Annotated in this window: 13 protein-coding genes and 1 pseudogene; 6 read left to right on the top strand and 8 right to left on the bottom strand. The window is 59.5% G+C overall.

The features are described from left to right. Positions 1–132: 132 nt before the first annotated feature. From HNR62_RS01915 to HNR62_RS01890, 6 genes and pseudogenes are all read right to left on the bottom strand, one after another. On the bottom strand, positions 133–1,902 hold the full coding sequence (locus tag HNR62_RS01915; RefSeq protein WP_204794406.1) for a DEAD/DEAH box helicase: 1,770 nt from the start codon (positions 1,900–1,902) through the stop codon (positions 133–135). Between the two features lie 615 nt (positions 1,903–2,517). Next, positions 2,518–2,766, bottom strand: coding sequence for a GlsB/YeaQ/YmgE family stress response membrane protein (locus HNR62_RS01910; RefSeq protein ID WP_204794405.1), 249 nt, complete (start codon positions 2,764–2,766; stop codon positions 2,518–2,520). Between the two features lie 109 nt (positions 2,767–2,875). Next, positions 2,876–5,932, bottom strand: coding sequence for a D-2-hydroxyglutarate dehydrogenase YdiJ (gene ydiJ / locus HNR62_RS01905; protein WP_204794404.1), 3,057 nt, complete (start codon positions 5,930–5,932; stop codon positions 2,876–2,878). A 237-nt stretch (positions 5,933–6,169) separates the two neighbouring features. Next, complete coding sequence (gene rluF, locus HNR62_RS01900; protein WP_204794403.1) at positions 6,170–7,108, bottom strand: 23S rRNA pseudouridine(2604) synthase RluF; 939 nt, start codon at positions 7,106–7,108, stop codon at positions 6,170–6,172. Between the two features lie 129 nt (positions 7,109–7,237). After that, the gene (locus tag HNR62_RS01895; protein WP_239552519.1) at positions 7,238–7,708 is read right to left on the bottom strand and encodes a methyltransferase family protein; all 471 of its coding nucleotides are present in this window, start codon (positions 7,706–7,708) and stop codon (positions 7,238–7,240) included. 296 nt (positions 7,709–8,004) lie between these two features. Next, positions 8,005–9,738: pseudogene (locus HNR62_RS01890) on the bottom strand (SulP family inorganic anion transporter); the annotation flags it as partial. 265 nt (positions 9,739–10,003) lie between these two features. On the opposite strand from HNR62_RS01890, the gene HNR62_RS01885 reads away from it, so the two are divergent. Both HNR62_RS01885 and HNR62_RS01880 read left to right on the top strand, forming a co-directional pair. Continuing rightward, positions 10,004–11,008: a response regulator gene (locus tag HNR62_RS01885; RefSeq protein ID WP_204794402.1), complete on the top strand. Its 1,005-nt coding sequence runs from the start codon at positions 10,004–10,006 to the stop codon at positions 11,006–11,008. A 3-nt stretch (positions 11,009–11,011) separates the two neighbouring features. Continuing rightward, positions 11,012–11,965 carry a GGDEF domain-containing protein gene (locus HNR62_RS01880; RefSeq protein WP_204794401.1) on the top strand — a complete coding sequence of 318 codons (954 nt, stop codon included), beginning with the start codon at positions 11,012–11,014 and terminating at the stop codon, positions 11,963–11,965. A 37-nt stretch (positions 11,966–12,002) separates the two neighbouring features. Here the strand turns inward: HNR62_RS01880 and HNR62_RS01875 are convergent, their stop codons facing one another. Continuing rightward, the gene (locus tag HNR62_RS01875; protein WP_239552518.1) at positions 12,003–12,542 is read right to left on the bottom strand and encodes an anti-virulence regulator CigR family protein; all 540 of its coding nucleotides are present in this window, start codon (positions 12,540–12,542) and stop codon (positions 12,003–12,005) included. Between the two features lie 130 nt (positions 12,543–12,672). Beyond that, positions 12,673–13,872, bottom strand: a complete 1,200-nt coding sequence (fabV, locus tag HNR62_RS01870; RefSeq protein ID WP_204794400.1) for an enoyl-ACP reductase FabV — start codon at positions 13,870–13,872, stop codon at positions 12,673–12,675. A 579-nt stretch (positions 13,873–14,451) separates the two neighbouring features. On the opposite strand from fabV, the gene radD reads away from it, so the two are divergent. From radD to HNR62_RS01850, 4 genes are all read left to right on the top strand, one after another. Then, positions 14,452–16,197, top strand: coding sequence for a DNA repair helicase RadD (gene radD / locus HNR62_RS01865; protein WP_204794399.1), 1,746 nt, complete (start codon positions 14,452–14,454; stop codon positions 16,195–16,197). A gap of 48 nt (positions 16,198–16,245) precedes the next feature. After that, positions 16,246–17,715: a D-alanyl-D-alanine carboxypeptidase/D-alanyl-D-alanine endopeptidase gene (gene dacB, locus HNR62_RS01860; protein ID WP_204794398.1), complete on the top strand. Its 1,470-nt coding sequence runs from the start codon at positions 16,246–16,248 to the stop codon at positions 17,713–17,715. A 66-nt stretch (positions 17,716–17,781) separates the two neighbouring features. Then, complete coding sequence (locus HNR62_RS01855) at positions 17,782–18,045, top strand: GrxA family glutaredoxin (RefSeq protein WP_204794397.1); 264 nt, start codon at positions 17,782–17,784, stop codon at positions 18,043–18,045. A gap of 408 nt (positions 18,046–18,453) precedes the next feature. Further along, positions 18,454–19,668 carry a pyridoxal phosphate-dependent aminotransferase gene (locus tag HNR62_RS01850; RefSeq protein WP_204794396.1) on the top strand — a complete coding sequence of 405 codons (1,215 nt, stop codon included), beginning with the start codon at positions 18,454–18,456 and terminating at the stop codon, positions 19,666–19,668. Positions 19,669–19,721: the final 53 nt, after the last annotated feature.

Genomic DNA, 19,721 nt, shown 5'->3' with positions numbered 1-19,721 from the left:
TGTGCCACACCATTGGCCGAATGAATTCGGCCCTACGGAACACGGCGCCCATAGGCGCCGCTCCAGAGATGCAAAAGCAAAAAGGCCTGCCGGTTACCCGGCAGGCCTTTTAATCGCGGTGTGAAGCGGAGATTAACCGTTCAGGCGCTTGTCGTTACGACGCGGTGAACGCGGCTTGCGGTCGTCGTTGGGACGGAAGCTGCGACGGGGCAGCGGGCCACCCTCGTACTTGGCCAGGTTCAGCGGACGCTGACAAACACGCACGTTCTGCAGCACTTTCTGCACGTCGGCGGTCATGCCTTCCGGCAGATCCACGGTCGAGAAGTCGTCGTGAATCTGGATCTGGCCGATGAAACGGGATTCCAGATCCGCCTCGTTGGCGATGGCACCGACCAGGTGGCCCGGCTTGACGCCGTGTACCCGACCCACGTCTACGCGGAAGGTTTCCATCACGACGCCGGAGACATCGTCACGGCCGCCACGGGGAGTACGCGGACGCTCGGTGCGCTCGCCACGTTCACGGTTTTCACGCACGTCGGGACGACGGGCGGCCTGTGGACGGTCTTCCATGAACAAGGGACGGTCACCTTGCAGCAGACGGGCCAGACCGGCAGCCAGCTGGGCGCTGTCCATACCATCGGCCTGCAGCGACTCGATCATTTCGACGAAAGGAGCCAGTGATTTTTCATCGGCTTCAACGCTGACACGCAGACGAGTCTTGAAGCGCTCGGCACGGATCTTGTTGATTTCGTCGGCAGACGGCATCTGCATTTCTTCGATCGGCTGGCGAGTGTGGCGCTCCAGGTTGTACAGACCGCGCTTTTCACGACCGGTGACAAACAGGATGGCGTCACCTTCACGACCGGCACGACCGGTACGACCGATACGGTGTACGTAAGACTCGTTGTCGTGCGGCATGTCGAAGTTGACCACATGGCTGATACGCTCGACGTCCAGACCACGGGCAACCACGTCGGTGGCCACCAGAATGTTCAAACGGCCGTTTTTCAGACGCTCAATCACTTTCTCACGCAGTTTCTGCGGAATATCACCGTGCAGTGCTTCACAGGCGTGACCTTCGCGACTCATCATGTCCGCCAGATCTTCGGCGTCTTTACGAGTGCGCACGAATACCAGCATGGCATCCATGTTTTCGGTCTCGACCAGACGGCACAGGCCTTCGTGCTTGTTCATGCCACGCACAAACCAGTAACGCTGACGAATGCTGGAGTTGGTACGGGTCTTGTTTTCGATCCGTACTTCTTTCGGGTTTTTCAGGTATTTTTGTGCAACACGCTGAATGGCCGGCGGCATGGTGGCCGAGAACAGGGCAATCTGACGGGTGGCCGGAGTTTGCTCCAGAATCCACTCGACGTCGTCGATAAAGCCCATGCGCAGCATTTCATCCGCTTCGTCCAGTACCAGTGCTTTCAGGTTGTCCAGCTTCAGGGTGCCACGACGCATGTGGTCCATTACCCGGCCCGGAGTACCTACTACTATGTCGACGCCGCGCTTCAGGGCGCGAATTTGCGAGTCATACGCCTGGCCACCGTAGATGGACAGGATACGGATATCTTTGCGGTACTTGGCGTAGCCTTCGAAAGACTCGGCAACCTGGATGGCCAGTTCACGAGTCGGCGCCAGTACCAGTACCTGCGGGGTAGCATTGCCACCGGTGATGGTGCTCAGCAACGGCAGTGCGAATGCCGCTGTTTTACCGGTACCGGTTTGGGCCAGACCCAATACGTCCTGACCGCTCAACAGAGTAGGAATGGCGGCAGCCTGAATGGCAGAAGGCGTCACATAACCGGCGTCGGTCAGTGCTTTCAAGACTTCAGGGGCCAGACCCAGCTCGGTGAAAGCAGGGGCGTCGGTAGCAGGTACAACAGAAGTATTTGTCATTTAACAGTTCCGAATTAATAGAATGTCGGCGGACTGATACAGTAAAAGGCCAGGGACAGCCCATGCTCACCATGGGTGAGGGCTTCCCTTTACAGAGTGTGTTTAACACTAAGATTCACAAGGCTAATCTGGCCATTTTTGTCTCAACACCGCCATGGTTGACTTCCCGGTAAAAACCAGTCCGTCTTTCTCATCATGGATGTCGATCTGCCAGACTTGTGTCGTCGCGCCCAAATGGAGGGGACGGGCAACCCGATAGGGTCGCGTCGTTTGGCGCGGACGTGATGCGTTATGTTCCTAAAAAACGCAATATAACCCGCTTCAACGCACATATTTTGGCAGCTACTAAAACCCAGGGTCTTGGCGAATGCATCTGATGAATCGCCACGTAGCATGCCGAATAGGCGGGTTATTACGATGTTCAAGCAACATATTACGGCTGAATATCGTGACCCACATCACAAAAGGTCATGCCCAACTGGGCTGAGGGCGCATTCTCTGCTAATTGGGGTGATTTGTCCAGCATTAATTGAAACTGAGCAACAGCCAAAAGCGGGAAGCAACAGACGTAACGCAGTGCCTGCACGCCGGATTGTGTTGCTTCCCGCTTATAGCTTATAGCTTTCTTTGTCTGATTTTTCCCACAATAAAGATCAAGAGCACGGCGCCGAGTACCGACATGATCAATGAGCCGATCATGCCGGTGGCCGCCAGCCCCAGCAGCCGGAACACCAGCCCGCCGAGAAAGCCGCCCACCAGGCCGACCAGAATATTGCCCAGCAGGCCGAAGCCCCGCCCCTTCATCAGGTTACCGGCGATCCAGCCCGCCAGACCACCGATAATCAAACCCAGTATCAGACCCATGATGTCTCCTTATTATTTTGTGTCCTATGACCGTAGGGTCGACTTATTTTAGGTAAGAGTATTCGACCGCTATGACAATTGGTCGATTGAAATCGACCCTACGGCTGATTCACGCCAACAAGCTTAGCAGCGCCTGCACCGGGTGCTTGATGCTCTGCCCTTCGATGCGCTTGACCTGGCTGCGGCAGGAAAAACCGGTGGCCAGGCACCGTTCCCGCGGCAACTTGTTCATCGGCTCGGCCCAGCTCATGCCATACAGCTGTCTGGAGCCTTCTACGTGCTCCCGCTCGTGGCCATAGGTGCCGGCCATGCCGCAACAGCCCACGGATACCGGTTCCAGCCTGGCGCCCAGATGGGCAAAAATGCGGCTCCAGTCCTGATGGGTGGCCGGCAGGGCGGTCTTTTCGGTGCAATGGGCAAACAGATACCAGGGCTCGCCATCCGGCGTGCTGGCCGGCAGCCGTTCCAGTTGCTGCAACAGCCACTCCTGCGGCAGCAGCACCTCGAACTCGCCCCGGGCCGGACCCAGCACCTTGGTGTATTCGTCCCGGTAACAGAGCACCAGCGAGGGGTCGACCCCCACCAGCGGAATGCCGAGCCGGGCCAGATGGTTGAGGAACTGGGCGCTGTCGGCGGCCATGCCGGCGAAGCGACGCAGAAAGCCCTTTACATGGGCCGGCTTGCCGTTGGGTTTGAACGGCAGCAGCACCGGGTTGAAGCCGAGCGCGGTGGCCAACTGCACCAGATCGAACACCACATTGGCGTCGTAGAAGGAGGTGAAGGGATCCTGCACTATCAGCAGGGTTTTCGCCTTCTGCTCGTCACTCAATGCCTGCAGCTCGGCCATGTCGAAGCGCGCCGCCGGGCTTGTGGCCAGCAGATGCTTCAGGCTGGGATCGCTCACTAAGGGCATGTCCACCATGCCCAGCAGCGACTTGGCGCCGCTCTGTACCCACTTGTGGCTCATCAGCGGGTTGACCAGTCTGGGCACCCTGGCCATCCAGGGGGTGTAAGACTCAACCCAGGACACCAGGTAATCCTTGGGCGGACGCTGGTAGCGCTGATGATACAGTTGCAAAAAGCGGGCGCGGAAGGTCGGCACATCCACCTTGATCGGACACTGGCTGGAGCAGGCCTTGCAGGCCAGGCAGCCGTCCATCGCCTCTTTGACTTCGTGAGAGAAGTCGTATTCGCCCCGGCTTTTTTGCCAGGTAAATTTCACCCGCTCCACCAACCCCTTGACGCTGGCACCGCGGCTCATCACCGCCGCCTCTTCGGTCATGGGATCGAAGCCCTGGGCCGCCAGCTGGCGCAGCCATTCCCGCACCAAGCCGGCCCGCCCCTTGGGCGAGTGGCGGCGGTCGGCGGTCAGCTTCATCGAGGGACACATGGGGGAGCGTACATCGAAGTCGAAACACAGGCCGTTGCCGTTGCAGTCCATCGGCTGGGTAAAGCCGTCGCGCACATGGACCGGAATTTGCCGGTCATAGAAACCGCGCTTGGTGGCATCCACCGACACCAGCTGATCCAGGCTGTCGAGCGGGGTGCAGATCTTGCCGGGGTTGAGCCGGTTGAAGGGGTCGAAGGCCGACTTGATGCGCCGCAGCTCGGTAAACAGGATCTCACCGAAGAAGGTGGGGCTGTATTCGGAACGATAGCCCTTGCCGTGCTCGCCCCACATGAGGCCGCCGTATTTGGCGGTCAAGGCGTTCACCCGGTCGGAGATCTTGCGCAGCATCACCTCCTGCTCGGGATCCGTCATGTCCAGCGCCGGGCGTACGTGCAGCACGCCCGCGTCCACGTGGCCGAACATGCCGTATTGCAGACCCTGCTCGTCCAGCAGGGTGCGAAATTCGACAATATAGTCGGCCAGGTTTTCGGGCGGCACCGCCGTGTCTTCCACGAAGGCGATGGGCTTCTTGCGGCCCTTGGTGTTGCCCAGCAGTCCTACCGCCTTCTTGCGCATGCCATAGATGCGGTTGAGCGAGGCCAGATCGTCACACACCTGATAGCCGATAATGCCCGCCTCGCCCCGTTCGATCAGGCCATCGAGCCGGGCGCAGAGCGCCTCAACCTTCTCGCGCTGGGCGTCACCGTCCTGATCGGCATATTCGACCATGTTGAGGCCGTCCATCACCTTGCCCGGCACATCCCGAATCAGGTCGCTCACCGAATGCCAGACGATGTCTTCCCGCGCCAGCCCCAGTACCTTCGAGTCCAGGGTTTCCACCGACAGCGCCCTGGCCTCCACCATCAGCGGCGCGTTGCGCAATGCCGACTGAAAGCTGTCGTACTTGACGTTGACCAGGGTGCGGTAAGTCGGGATGGGGGTGAGATCGAGCCAGGCTTCGGCGATAAAGGCCAGCGAGCCTTCGGAGCCGCACAGGATGCGGGTCAAGTCCAGGGTGTGAGAGGCCTTGTCATAGACGTGCCTGAGATCGTAACCGGTAAGAAAGCGGTTCAGCCTGGGAAAACGCCGTTCTATTTCGCCGGCGTTGTCGGTCACGCTGTGATAGACGCAGCGATACAGCTCCGCTTCCCGGCTGTCTTCTTCCAGCTTCTTGTCCAGCGCCTCACCGGAAACGGGGCCGGTTTCGATGATGGTGCCGTCCACCAGTACGGCGGTAACGCCCAGCACATGATCCGAGGTTTTGCCGTAGACCAGGGAGCCCTGACCCGAGGCATCGGTGTTGATCATGCCGCCCAGGGTCGCCCGGTTGCTGGTCGACAGATCCGGAGAGAAGAAGAGGTTGTGCGGTGCCACCAGCTGATTGAGTCTGTCCTTGACCATGCCGCTCTGCACCCGCACCCGACGCCCTTCCGCATCGATATCGAGCAACTGGTGCATGTGCCGGGACAAGTCCACCACTATGTTGTCGTTCAGCGACTGGCCGTTGGTACCGGTGCCGCCGCCCCGGGGCGCAAACTTGATGTCCTGATAGGCGGTTTTGGCGGCCAGCCCCAGCATCACCACCAGATCCTGGGTAGAGCGGGGAAACACCACCGCCTGGGGCAGGCTCTGATAGACGCTGTTGTCGGTGGCTACGGCCAGCCGGCTGCCATAGCTGCGTTCAATATCGCCACGAAAGCCGCTCTCGGCCAGTGCGTCGAGAAAAGCAAAATAGGTAGGGGTTATCTGCTGCTGCAGATCTATCCTTGGGATCATACGGCCTGTTCCCTGTCATTCGTTAAATACGCCCGGAGTGGCGGCCAGTATACACTCAGGCGTAACGGCTCACTAGTACACCCCGTCTCGCCGTTATACCTTCAGCCCCGCAGCCCCGCAGCCCCGCAGCCAAGGCGAGGTAGGGTCCAATTTATTGGACCAGCCCAGCTTACGAGGAACACCACAGGTCGAATGAATTCGACCCTACGAAAGAACCCTTACCGCACCTTTCAGATTTTAGCGCCCGGGCTTTTTGCCGCCGGTGCGGGCGCCGGGTCGAGCACTGGGCCGGGAGCTGGAACGCGAGTCGGGCCGACCCGCACCGGACGGCGCGGCACGACGGTCTCGTTCGCGGCTGGCCGCCGGTTTGCTTCGGCTCGCCGTGGCCGGTTTGTCCTTGATGCGCGGGCCCTGGCGGGCGGCCCTGGGCTGCTCGAGGATGGAGGCTTCTTCGGTTTTGCTTGAATCGCCGATCATGGCGTTGATCAGCGCCAGCTCCCGGGAGCTGACTTCGCGCCACTGGCCGGATTTCAGCCCGCCCAGCTCGATATTCATGATCCGCACCCGGCGCAGGCTGGTGACGCTGAAGCCCAGATATTCGGCCATGCGGCGGATCTGCCGGTTCAGGCCCTGGGTCAGTATGATGTTGATGGTCTTGGGGCCGACCTTTCTGACCTTGCAGGGCTTGGTCACGGTATCGAGAATCGGCACACCGGCGCTCATGCGGGCGACAAAGTCGTCGGTAATCGGCTTGTCCATCGAGACGATATATTCTTTTTCGTGGGCGTTGCCGGCGCGCAGTATCTTGTTGACGATATCGCCGTCGTTGGTCAGCAGGATCAGGCCGCAGGAGGGTTTGTCGAGCCGACCGATGGGAAAGATCCGCGCCTTGTAGTTGACCGCATCGACGATGTTTTCCGGAATCGCCCTGTCGGTGGTGCAGGTGATGCCAATCGGCTTGTTGTAGACCAGATACACCGCCTTCGGCTTGGCCCGCAACGGCTTGCCGTTGACCGTCACCTTGTCGGCGTCGGTGACCTTGACGCCCATGCCGGCCACGTCGCCATTGACGGTGACCCGGCCCTGCTCGATCAGCCGGTCGGCTTCGCGCCGGGAGCAGATGCCGGTTTCGCTGATGAATTTATTGAGGCGGGTCGCGCCCGTGTCTTCGCTCATGGCGTCGGAGTTCTCTTGCTATGCCTGCTCGGGCAGGATCTATGATGAAAATATGATGAAAAGCGGCCAGTGTAAAGTTGCCGGCTGAGGGTCGCAAGTCCGGCCGCCCGACAACCCGTGTCGGCCCCCCTAAAGCCAGCGCCGCACCCGACGGCAATAGTCGAGATAGTCGGCACCGAACCTGGCCGCCAGCGCCCGTTCTTCCGCCCCTATCTGTACCTTGTTCATGTAACCGACAAACAGCGGCAACCACAGCAGGCCGAGGCCATTGCCCAGCCAGACCGCCCATGCCAGCAGCAGCAGAATATCGCCCAGATAAATGGGATTACGCGAGTAACGAAAAATGCCGCCGGTCACCAGACGACGGCTCTTGCCGGGATTGAACGGCAGCACGGTAGTCCCGGCCCGGAACAGGGCGCTGGCGGCCAGCCCCATCAGGCTCAGCCCCACCAGCAGCAATAAACCCGATATCGACTGCTGACCGGCAAAATGACGTGTCCAGACCGGTGCCTGCTGCTCGGTCAGCCACATCATGATGGCCGTCAGCGCCACCACCCCGGGTGGCGGCAGCCACAGGAGTCGACTCGGCCCCGTGGTCATCGGGGCAGGTCCCGCGGATTGAACGCCGCCGTCGGCAATTTCACCGCCTCCTCGACCCGGGCTTCCAGTAGGGGCATGGCGGCTTCTGGCCCCGACTCTGCCATCCGCATCTTCACGCCGGTATCGGCAGACCCCGACTGTTCCGGCTTCATCTTCACGCCGGTATCGGCGGCTGCCTTGTCTGTTTTATCTTCTTTGCCCACCTTGCCTTCTTTGCCTGCCTTGCCCTCTTTACCTGCCTTGCCTTTTTTACCTGCTTTATCTTCTTTGATTTTGGCTGCAACTTCAGCTTCCTCGGCTTCTGTATCTGCCCGGGTATCATCATTCGTGCCGGCGGGCTCTGGCGCCCAGTGATGGCGGGTGATGCGCAGGGCCTGATACAAGTCGGGATACACCGGAATGCCTTCGTCCCCCACCCGGATGCCCGCCTGTTTCAGCCAGTGAGTCATCTGACCCCGCCGCCCCGCCATCACCATATGTACACCGCGCCGTCTCAGTTCTTTATACAGCTCCCCCACCATGCTCATGACGCTGATGTCCTGATGGGTAAAACAGGACACAGCGTCGATGATCAGACACTTGGGCGGATGGGCTTCGCCACCCAGCAACAGCAGGACCCGCCGCTTGAAATAGGCGGCATTGAAGTAGGTCAGCGGTGAGTTGAAGCGGTAAATCAGCACCCCGGTAATAGCCTTTACCTCTTCGTTATGGCCCAGGGTGTGCACCACGCCTTCGTCGTTCATGCCCATCAGTTGATCGGTCGGGCGCATGACATTGCGCAAAAACTGGAACAGGCCCAGCAGCACCGCCAGGGTAATGCCGGGGATCACCCCCATGAACAGTACACTGGCGAAGGTAATCCAGGCCAGCCAGAAGGCCGAGCTGTCCGAATGGCGCAGTGCCCACAGGCTCCTGAAGTCGGTCAGCGACAATGACGCCATGATCAGCACCACGCCCAGGGCGGCGGTAGGAATATACTGCAGCGGCGCGGTCAGAAAGAAGGTCACCACCGCAATCACCAGCGCCGCCACAATGGACACCAGCTGACTCTTGCCGCCGTTGGCGTCATTTACCGCGGTGCGCGAGTCGGCGCCACTGATGGCAAAGCCCTGGGACACCGCCGAGGCCAGGTTGGCAAAGCCCAGCGCCCGGAATTCCTTGTCGGCATCGATATCGTAGCCGTTCTTGGCGGCAAAGCTGCGCGCCGTCAGCATCATGGACACAAAGCTCACCATGGCCAGGTTAAGGGCCGGCAACACCAGCTCCCGTATCAGGCCGGGGGGAAATTCGGGAAGCTGCAGCTGGGGGAGTCCGCCACTCAGGGAGCCGACCACCGCCACCTCGAGTCGTGATGGCTCCAGCCACCACAGCAGGGTGGCGGCAACCGCCAGTCCCAGCAGCGAGCTGGGCCACTGGGGCCGAAAGCACCGGCTCAGCGACATGACCACCAGGGTCAGTGCACTGATACTCAGGGTCGCAGGATGCACCTGGGAAAGGTAATCCGGCACAGCCAGCAGTCGCTCTATCAGGCCGGTCTGGGTGAAGCTGAAGCCGAACACACTGGACAGCTGGCCGACGATAATAGTGATGGCCACCCCGTTCAGCAGCCCCATCAGAATGGGCCGGGATAAAAAGTCGGCCAGCACCCCCAGCTTTAACCGGCTGGCAATCAGACACCAGAAACCGGTCATGGCGGTCATGGTCATCACCAGTTGCCAGTGGCGGGTAGGATCACCCGCGGCCAGTGGCGTCACCACGGCGGCAATCACCGCACAGGTGGCGGCATCGGGGCCGATGATCAGCTGGCGGGATGACCCGAACAGGGCATAGGCCATCATCGGCAAAATGCAGGAATAGAGCCCCACCACGGCACCGACGCCGGTCAGCTCGGCGTAGGCAATGGCCACGGGGAGCGCCACCGCCGCCACGGATACGCCGGCCCGCACATCCGGCAATAACCAGGCCCGCTGGTATCCCAGCAAGGCAACCAGACCCGGCATCCATCGTTCCAGAGAGAAAAATTCGTTCATTTTTCAACCAATTATAATTGTTTGTCTATTGTTCATTATAGGGCGAGCTAACACTAAAATGCCTGACCTCCCACCAAAATGATTTTTCGTTCAGTCATCATCAAAATGGTGGCCCGCAAATAAAAACAACCAACACATCAGAGTGAAAAAAGACTTTTACTTGTTAACTGTTAACTGTTAACTGTTAACCAGACTAAAAGTGTGGTTGAATAATATCTTCGGCTTCAATCGACGCTATTCTTTCTATCAGTACAGGCACCTCGGCATGACAATCCGCATTCTGATTTGTGACGACTCCGCCCTGGCGCGCAAGCAAATGGCAAGAACGCTGCCTTTCGACTGGGACGTAGAGATCGCGTTTGCCAGCCAGGGAAAAGAAGCCCTCGAGCTGCTGCATAATCAGGGTGCCGATCTCTTGTTTCTCGATCTCAACATGCCGGTACTGGACGGTTACGGCGTATTGGAGGTCATCAGGAAGCAGGAGCTGCAAGTCATCACTGTGGTGGTTTCCGGTGATATTCAGCCTCAGGCCATGTTACGGGTCCGGGCCCTGGGCGCCATCGGCTTTATCAAAAAAACCATCGATGCCGACGAGCTGGCCCGGCTGCTGACGCAATACGGGCTTTATCAACCCAATACCGGTGCCCGCCAAATCCCGTCCGAGGCCTTGCCCTCGCTCACGCTGTCGTTGCAGGATTACCTGCAGGAGCTGGCCAACGTCGCCATGGGACAGGCCTCGAACCTGCTGGCCCGGCTGCTGAATGTATTTATTCTGCAACCCGTTCCCAGAGTCGCGATGATCGCCCGCAGCGAACTCCGCATGACGATCTCGGCAGTAGAAGGCAACAGCCAGTACTCAGCCGTTTGCCAGGGGTTTGTCGGCGCCGGCGTATCTGGCGAAGCACTGCTGTTGTTCTCCGATTCCAGCATCGAGGCCATGGCGCGTTTACTGCATTATGACCAACACGATAATCCGGCACCGGATATGGAAATCCTGATGGACATGTCGAGCATATTGTTTGGCGCCTTTCTCAAGGGACTGGGCGATCAGCTCGATATCCACTTCGGGCTGGATCAACCGACCATACTTGGGCAACACCAGCAGCTTGAGGTCTTGCTCGAGCATCATCGTCAGCAGGCCGAGCAACTATTGTGCATCGAAATTCCCTACGAACTGGAACAGCAACATATTTCCTGCAACCTTCTGGTGCTATTGACAGAAGACTCGGTCAACCGGCTGGAGCAACGGTTGATTTACCTGACGGAGTAAACGATGTCTCTCGATAAACTGGATGCACATGCCTTTCATTTTCTGGTGGATATGCTGGGGTCGGTCGAAATCGGCCTGGTGGTACTGGATCTGGACTTCCGGGTACAGCTGTGGAACGGCTTCATGGAAAACCACAGCGGCCTGACCTCGACTACGGTACGGGATAAAAACCTGTTCAGCCTGTTTCCCGACCTGCCCCAGACCTGGCTTCGCCGCAAGGTGGATACCGTGGTTACTCTGAAAACCCGGGCCTTCACCTCCTGGGAACTGCGCCCCTATCTTTTTCGCTTCGGCACCACCCGCCCGGTTACCGGTACCGAACCCATCATGTATCAGAACCTGACCATCAGCCCGCTGGCCGAACCGGATGGCAACGTCAAGCGGGTGTGTCTGATGATCTACGATGTCACCGATGTGGCCGGCAGCCGACTGGCGCTGGAACAGGCCAACAAACAGCTGGCCCGACTGAGCATCACCGACAACCTGACCGGCCTGCTGAACCGGGGCGCCTGGGAAAATCTGCTCGATGCCGAGTTTTGCCGTTACCAGCGCTACGGCCATACTTGCAGCCTGATACTGATCGATATCGATAACTTCAAGTCAATCAACGATCAATATGGTCACCCGGCCGGTGATGAAGTGATTCGTCACCTGGCCGCCACCATTCGCGGCGTCTTGCGCAGTACCGACCAATCGGGGCGCTACGGCGGCGAGGAATTCGGCATCATATTGCCGGAAACCGATACCGAAGGTGCTGTGGTCATCGCCGAACGGCTGCGACGGGCCGTCGAAGCCGCGGTGATAACGACCCAGAGCATCGAGATTCGCTATACCATCAGTTCCGGCATTGCCACGCTGGACAAGAACATCTCTCATACTACCGAGTGGCTGCGCCAGTCCGACACTGCGCTTTATGCCGCCAAGCGTGGCGGCAAAAACCGGGTAGAGCTCGCCTGACGAAAGCCACAACCAGCACCAACATCCAGCACCAACATCAGTCGAAAATGCTTTCCAGAATGAAACGGACATTGTCGGTGGCCAACTCCACCAATATCGCCTTGTCTCCCGCCCGCCGCCATTCGTGGCCTTCATAGTAGGGCAGCCGTTCGCGCAGTCGGGGATCGAAACGCTTGGCGATACCCGGTGGCAACGGCTTGCCCTGTTGCAGGTTCTTTCGAATACCCGGCGGCAGTGCATCGCGCCGGCGATCGTAGTCCACCCAGCTTCGGTGCTCGCGGAATATCAGGCGCAGGGCTACCTCATCGATATCCGGGTAGCGCCGCTCGCCCCGCCAGTCACGATCCTGCTCATGTCGATGATCCCGGTCGTGGACATCACCCCGGCGATATTCCGGATTCCGCTCCCGATACTCGTCGTTACGCCATTTCTGCTCTTTCAGCTCTTTCTGCATCTTCTGCTGACCGGGCGCCTTGTCCGGCCCTTTGCCTTCCGGTGGCTGTGCCTGCACAGACAGTGGTGCCATCAGCAGCAAGCCTGTAAACAGCAAGGAACTCAATATCATGCTGGCCTTCATGAAACCTCCCAATACGGTTGACGTTATCATCACTTTACTCACGCCCCCTCTTACCGGCAAATGAACGCATTAAAAAAAGCCCCTGCCGGAAGCATCCGGCAGGGGCTTTATCGGATAAAGCGGCTCAGTCTCAGGCCAGTTCAATCACCTCGAACTCGACTTCGGGGCTGACGTCGGCATCGTAATCCACGCCGGTCAGGCCGAAACCAAACAGACGCAGAAACTCGTCCTTGTAGCCCTGGTAGTCGGTCAGCTGGTAGATATTGTCATCTTGCACCTGGGCCCAGATTTCACGGCAGGCGTTCTGTACTTCGTCACGCAGTTCCCAGTCGTCCAGACGCAGACGGTTCTGCTCGTCGACCGGCGCCGGCTCACCGCTGTAGAGGCGGGTTTCAAACAGACGCTGGATCTGTTCGATGCAGCCCTCGTGGATGCCCTGCGCTTTCATGATCTTGAAGGCCATGGAGATATAGAGCGGCATCACCGGAATGGCGGCGGAGGCCTGGGTAACCACCGACTTCAGCACGGCCACGTGGGCGTTGCCGCCCTTGGCCTTGAGCTTGGCGTCGATGGCGTGGGCGGCGCGATCCAGATCTTCCTTGGCCTTGCCCAGGGTGCCGTGCCAGTAGATGGGCCAGGTCAGATCGGTACCGATATAGGAATAGGCCACGGACTTGGCACCCTCGGCCAGCACACCGGCATCGGCCAGCGCGTTCATCCACAGTTCCCAGTCCTGACCGCCCATCACCTTGATGGTGTCGGCAATTTCCTGCTCGTTGGCCGGCTCGACCACGGCTTCCACCAGCACGTCCTTGTTGGTATCCAGGGCGGTGGACTTGTAGGGTTCGCCGATGGGCTTGAGGGCGGAACGGACCAGTTCACCGGAGTCGGGCATCTTGCGTACCGGCGACGCCAGGGAGTAGACCACCAGATCGATCTGACCCAGGTCCTGCTTGATCAGGTCGATCACCTGGTCACGACACTCGTTGGAGAAGGCATCGCCGTTGATGCTCTTGGCGTACAGGCCTTCTTCCTTGGCGGCCTTGTCGAAGGCGGCGGCGTTGTACCAGCCGGCGGAGCCGGTCTTTTTCTCGGTGGCCGGCTTTTCAAAGAAAACGCCGATGGTGGCGGCACCGCTGCCGAAGGCGGCGTTAATGCGGGAAGCCAGGCCGTAACCGGTGGATGCGCCGATCACCAGTACCTTTTTGGGACCCTGTTCAAGCTGCCCCTTGGCTTTGACGTAGGCGATCTGCTCGCGTACATTCGCCTCACAACCGACCGGATGGGTGGTGGTACAGATAAAGCCACGGACCTTGGGTTTGATGATCATAAAGATGTTTGCCTCGGTTATTCTCGGATAGACGCTAAAGATACCTTATTCCGGGACAAAAGTGAGGCCTGACGTGTTTCATCGCTGTAAGCGTTAAGCTGTCTGCCTGTCTCTTGGTCACAAGTCTGTCAGTCCGTAAAATATGCTCAGAGGCAACTGGGTAGCCTCTTCCGACACGCTAAACCGCATCCCTGCGACGCTCAGCACATGACGTCCGACCGCCAAGGATGGCGGGAGTGTCAGCATTGCAGGAGCCGTTGTTGACCTGTCATGTGATGGTCGGCTGAGGCTATCCCAGTCACCTCTTTTTTGGCTCCGAGTCGTCGGCCAGCACCACTGACAGGCAGCACAGCAGCTTCACGAAGTGGCAGCGGGGATTGCCGGAGCCGACCGTTAAATGCCAGGGATGGCATTTGCCGAGCGTCCCATGGATGGGCTTGAAGCGTGTCGGCGGAGCGCAACCGCGCTGCTGCTTCGCATGGCGCTCATTCTCAATGACTTGTGACTAATAGACAGGCTTACAGCTGCTCTTTCTCCATGCTCAGCGTGATAATGCCGAATAAAACGCAGAGAGAACATATGTTTACCCTTCGCCCCTATCAGCAGGATGCGGTGAATCGCACCCTGGAGTATTTTCGCCGTCATGACGATCCGGCGGTACTGGTGCTGCCCACCGGTGCCGGCAAGAGCCTGGTGATCGCCGAGCTGGCGCGCCTCGCCCGCGGCCGGGTGCTGGTGCTGGCGCACGTCAAAGAGCTGGTGGAGCAGAACCACGCCAAATACCAGAGTTACGGCCGGCAGGCGGCGATTTTTTCCGCCGGTCTCGGCCGGAAACAGGCCCATACCCAGGTGGTGTTCGGCTCTGTGCAGTCGGTGGCCCGCAATCTGGAGCATTTCTCCGATTTCAGCCTGGTGGTGATCGACGAATGCCATCGGGTGTCGGATGACGACGACAGCCAGTATCTGAAGGTCATCAAGCACCTGCGTCAGTCCCATGCCCGACTCAAGGTGCTGGGGCTGACCGCCACCCCCTATCGGCTGGGGCTGGGCTGGATTTATCAGACCCATTATCACGGCATGGTACGCAGCCGCTCGAAACGCTTCTTCAAACACTGCCTCTTCGAGCTGCCGCTGCGGCTGATGATCAAACAGGGCTATCTGTGTCGACCCGAGCTGATAGACGCCCCCGTGGTGCACTACGACTTCTCCCGCCTCTATGAGCAGGGCCTTTTTACCGAGCAACAGCTGGAAAAAGAACTGGCGCGCCAGCCCAGAGTCACCCCGCACATAGTGCAGCAGATTCAGGATTACGCCGTCGACCGGGTCGGGGTCATGGTGTTTGCCAGCACGGTACGCCATGCCGCCGAGGTGGCCGGCCTGCTGCCGCACGAGCAGACGGCGCTAATCACCGGCGACACCCCCGGGCCGGAACGGGATGCCATTATTCGCCGCTTCAAGGCCCGGGAGCTGAAGTTTCTGGTCAACGTCTCGGTGCTGACCACCGGCTTCGATGCGCCCCATGTGGATATGATTGCCCTGCTGCGGCCCACCCAGTCGGTGGCGCTCTATCAGCAGATCATCGGCCGGGGTCTGCGCCTGAGCCCGGACAAGACCGACTGCCTGGTGCTGGATTATGCGAGCAACAACATGGACATTTTCGCCCCCGATGTGGGCGAGCCCCGTCCCCACCCGGACACCACCCAGGTGCAGGTACTGTGCCCCGCCTGCGGCTTCGCCAATATCTTCTGGGGCAAGACCGACAGCGAAGGCCGGGTGCTGGAGCACTTCGGCCGCCGCTGCCAGGGCCTGTTCGAGGATGACGAGGGTGGGCTTGGTGAGCCCTGCGGTTATCGTTTTCGCTTCAAGTCCTGCCCCCAGTGTCTGGCGGAAAACGACATTGCCGCCCGCGAGTGCACCGACTGCGGCCATCTGCTGGTGGATCCGGACAAGAAGCTGAAAGAGGCGCTGGCGCTCAAGGATGCGCTGGTGCTGCGTTGTGCGGGCCTGAGTCTGGAGGAAGCCAGCGGCAAGTTCGGGCCGGCACTGAAGGTCACCTATCACGACGAGGATGGCACCGAGCTGCAGCAATGGTATGCTTTCGACACAAAGGGCAGGCGCGGTCGCTTTTTTCTGGAATTTGTTCGCCCGCACTGGCCGGCCCCCGGGCTGGAGCCGGCGTTTGCCTCGCTGGCCGAGGTGGTGGCCTCTGCCGCACGCTTTCGCCACCCGGACTTCGTGATTGCCAGAAGCCACAAGCGGGGCTGGAAGATAAGGGAAACCCTGTTCGATTATCAGGGCCGGTTTCGTACCGCCCATTCACTTTGAAAAGACCCATTCACTTTGAAAAGACCCATTCACTTTGAAAAGAGAAGTATGCATCCTTATGTAACCGGCCTCGCCGCCGCCATCTTCAGTATCAGCGTGCAGGCGGTGGCGCCGCAGGAAATAAACCAGACGGCGATTCCGCCGGCGCACGGCCAGGCGGCCTGGATACTGGCCGACGCCACCACGGGCCGGATAGAGTCGGCACACAATGAACAATTGCTGCTGAAGCCGGCCTCGACCCAGAAGCTGCTCACCACCCTGGCCGGCGCCTTGGCGCTGGGCCCGGACTGGCACTACACCACCCAGATTCGCTACCGGGGCAAGCTGCACAACGGCAAACTGGTCGGCGACTTGCTGATCGACTTCGTCGGTGATCCCTCGTTAACCAGAGAACAGCTGCGAGCGCTGCTGCAAGGCACCGGTGTGCGTCAGGTAAGCGGTAATGTACTGCTGAATCAGCAACGTTTCGCCGGCTACGACCGCGGCAATGGCTGGTCCTGGAACGATCTGAGCGTCTGCTATACCTCGCCGGTATCGGCCCTGATCCTGGATCGCAACTGTGTACAGGGCGCCCTTTACGCTCGCCCGGGACAACCGGCCCGCGCCACGGTACCGTCCCATCAGCCGGTTGAGGTCAGCGCTGCGGTCGAGGTGTTGAGTCGTGCCGAACAGCAGCAACGCTTCTGCGAGCTGGAGGTGGAGATGAGCCCGCCCAACCGCTATCGCCTCACCGGCTGTATCGGTCCGCGCAAGGATCCCTGGCCCCTGCGCTTTGCCATTCAGGATGTGGACGCCTGGGGAGAGCAACTGACGCGCTGGGCCCTGGGCCAGGCCGGAGTCAAGGTGTCCGGCGGTATCCTGGCCAGCCGTATCGAGGCCAGTGACTGGCCTGTGCTGGCCCATCACGACTCGCCCCCATTACGGGAGCTGAGCCGGCGGATCCTGGAACATTCCGATAACCTCTATGCGGACAGCCTGCTGCGTACTCTCGGCGCCGAGCACTTCAAACAGCCCGGCAGCTTTCGCAACGGCACCCAGGCGGTGCGCGACATTCTGCAAGCAGAGGCCGGTATCGATCTGGGTCCGTCCTGGCTGGCGGATGGCTCAGGGCTGTCGTCCCACAACCTGCTGCGCGCCGAAGATCTGCTGGCGGTATTGCTGGTGATGGCACAGGACCCCCGCGCCAACTGGCTGATGGGCGTCTTGCCGGTCAGCGGTGAAAGTGGCACCCTGCGCTATCGTCGCAGCGTGCTTGGCCCCGCCCTCAAGGGTAGGATCATGGCCAAGACCGGTACCATAGCTCATGTACAGAATCTGGTCGGCTTTATCGATACCGATGGCGGCCGGCGCAAGGCCTTCGTGCTGCTGCAAAACGGCCTGTCCATCAGCCCCGATCATGAGCAGAACATCGCCGCCGGTCGGGGGGAATGGCCCGCCCGAGGTTTTGAGCGCCGCTGGCTGGAGTCGGTGGTCACGCAAGAGCCCATTGTTAAAACCAATCAATCAGCAAAAAACTAACGATTTATATAACGAGAGCACAGTCCCTATACTGTGCTCCATCCATCAACAGTCAGGAGAGAGCCCATGTTTGCAGTGATTTTTGGTCGTCCCGGTTGCCCCTTTTGTGTTCGCGCCAAAGAGCTGGCAGAAAAGCTGACCGAAGAACGGGATGATTTCAACTTCCGTTACATCGATATTCATGCCGAAGGCATTTCCAGGGAAGATCTGGAAAAGACCGTCGGCAAGCCGGTAGAAACCGTGCCGCAGATTTTTCTGGATCAGCAGCACATCGGCGGCTATACCGAATTTGAAGCCCACGCCAAGGCGCATCTGGGGCTATATCAGTAAGTTTTAATGCTGTGAGGGGTGAGGCGTGATGGGTGAGGAGTGAGGGGTAAAACACCGAATCTACAAGCTCGGTGTTTTTCTTCCGATTTTGTCTTCGAGAAGATACCGAGACAGGCTCGGCATGACGGCAGAAAACACAGCGGCCAGAAAACCATTCTTTTGCTTGTCTGCCTCACTTCTTACCCCCTCACTCCTCACGACCCGTTGTGTTTTTTCGTCACAAGCCGCTGATTACCCCTTTTCATCTTGGCTGCAAAGTCTCATCATTGAACCTATCACTAGTCTTACCGGCCGGTGGCTCCCGGATAGCTTTTTTGCCCACTGCGCATGAACACCATGCCGCCCGGGTGACACTTTGCCTGCCGGTACCCCCCCTGGCCGGTGCGTAATCCGAGGCCGTCAGTACCCATGTATTCCGTAGAAAAATCGCACAAACTGGACAACGTCTGTTACGACATCCGCGGGCCAGTCCACAAGGAAGCCCGCCGCCTGGAAGACGAAGGCCATCGGATCCTCAAGCTCAATATCGGCAACCCGGCCCCCTTCGGCTTCGAGGCACCGGAAGAGCTGCTGAAAGACATCATCGTCAACCTGCCGACCAGTCAGGGCTATTGCGATTCCAAGGGGCTGTTTTCGGCGCGCAAGGCGGTGATGCAGTATTACCAGCAGAAGGGATTGCGTACCACGGATCTGGACGATATCTACATCGGCAACGGGGTGTCGGAGCTGATCGTGATGGCAATGCAGGCCCTGCTGAACAACGGCGACGAAATTCTGGTGCCCTCCCCCGACTACCCGCTGTGGACGGCCGCCGTGACCCTATCCGGCGGCAAGGCGGTGCATTACCTCTGTGACGAGCAGGCCGACTGGTATCCGGATCTGGACGACATCAAGTCCAAAATCACTCCGCGCACCCGGGGCATAGTGCTGATCAACCCCAACAACCCCACCGGTGCCGTCTATGGCAGCGAGTTCCTGCTGGAAGTGATAGAAATAGCCCGCCAGAACAAGCTCATCATCTTCGCCGATGAAATCTACGACAAGATCCTCTATGACGATGTGGCCCACCACTCGGTGTGTACCCTCTGTGACGACGTACTGGTCGCCACCTTCAACGGCTTGTCGAAGAGCTATCGTGCCGCCGGCTTCCGCCAGGGCTGGATGATGCTCAGCGGCCCCAAGCACCAGGCCAAGGGCTATATCGAAGGGCTGGAGATGCTGTCGTCCATGCGGCTGTGCGCCAACGTGCCCATGCAGCATTCCATTCAGGCGGCGCTGGGCGGCTATCAGAGCATCAATGAGCTGGTGTTGCCCGGCGGCCGGCTGCGGCGGCAGCGGGACAGAGCCTGGGAACTGCTGAACGAGATCCCCGGCGTGAGTTGCGTCAAACCCAAGGGCGCCATCTACCTGTTCCCCCGGCTGGATCCCAAGATGTACAACATCAAGGACGATCAGAAGATGGTGTATGATCTCTTGCTGCAGGAAAAAATGCTGCTGGTACAGGGCACCGGCTTCAACTGGCCAACCCCGGACCATTTCCGCCTCGTTACCCTGCCGCGGGTAGAAGAGCTGGAAGATGCCATCGGCCGCCTCGCCCGCTTCCTCAAGCATTACCGGCAGTGAACAAGCTGGAAGTTGTAAGCTAGAAGCCGGAAGTTAACTACAAGCGGCGCCGT

It is taken from the genome of Oceanisphaera litoralis, assembly GCF_016907015.1.
GTDB classification, from domain to species: Bacteria; Pseudomonadota; Gammaproteobacteria; order Enterobacterales; family Aeromonadaceae; genus Oceanimonas; species Oceanimonas litoralis.
Note: the sequence above shows the minus strand (reverse complement) of the source record. Positions and strands in the feature narration are given on the sequence as shown.

Excerpts from the sequence above, each read along its gene's own strand:
- ydiJ (WP_204794404.1), bottom strand. The coding sequence starts at position 5,932 with ATGATCCCAAGGATAGATCTGCAGCAGCAGATAACCCCTACCTATTTT.
- HNR62_RS01855 (WP_204794397.1), top strand. The coding sequence starts at position 17,782 with ATGTTTGCAGTGATTTTTGGTCGTCCCGGTTGCCCCTTTTGTGTTCGC.
- rluF (WP_204794403.1), bottom strand. The coding sequence starts at position 7,108 with ATGAGCGAAGACACGGGCGCGACCCGCCTCAATAAATTCATCAGCGAA.
- HNR62_RS01880 (WP_204794401.1), top strand. The coding sequence starts at position 11,012 with ATGTCTCTCGATAAACTGGATGCACATGCCTTTCATTTTCTGGTGGAT.
- HNR62_RS01910 (WP_204794405.1), bottom strand. The coding sequence starts at position 2,766 with ATGGGTCTGATACTGGGTTTGATTATCGGTGGTCTGGCGGGCTGGATC.
- HNR62_RS01875 (WP_239552518.1), bottom strand. The coding sequence starts at position 12,542 with ATGAAGGCCAGCATGATATTGAGTTCCTTGCTGTTTACAGGCTTGCTG.
- HNR62_RS01915 (WP_204794406.1), bottom strand. The coding sequence starts at position 1,902 with ATGACAAATACTTCTGTTGTACCTGCTACCGACGCCCCTGCTTTCACC.
- radD (WP_204794399.1), top strand. The coding sequence starts at position 14,452 with ATGTTTACCCTTCGCCCCTATCAGCAGGATGCGGTGAATCGCACCCTG.
- dacB (WP_204794398.1), top strand. The coding sequence starts at position 16,246 with ATGCATCCTTATGTAACCGGCCTCGCCGCCGCCATCTTCAGTATCAGC.
- HNR62_RS01895 (WP_239552519.1), bottom strand. The coding sequence starts at position 7,708 with ATGACCACGGGGCCGAGTCGACTCCTGTGGCTGCCGCCACCCGGGGTG.
- HNR62_RS01850 (WP_204794396.1), top strand. The coding sequence starts at position 18,454 with ATGTATTCCGTAGAAAAATCGCACAAACTGGACAACGTCTGTTACGAC.
- HNR62_RS01885 (WP_204794402.1), top strand. The coding sequence starts at position 10,004 with ATGACAATCCGCATTCTGATTTGTGACGACTCCGCCCTGGCGCGCAAG.
- fabV (WP_204794400.1), bottom strand. The coding sequence starts at position 13,872 with ATGATCATCAAACCCAAGGTCCGTGGCTTTATCTGTACCACCACCCAT.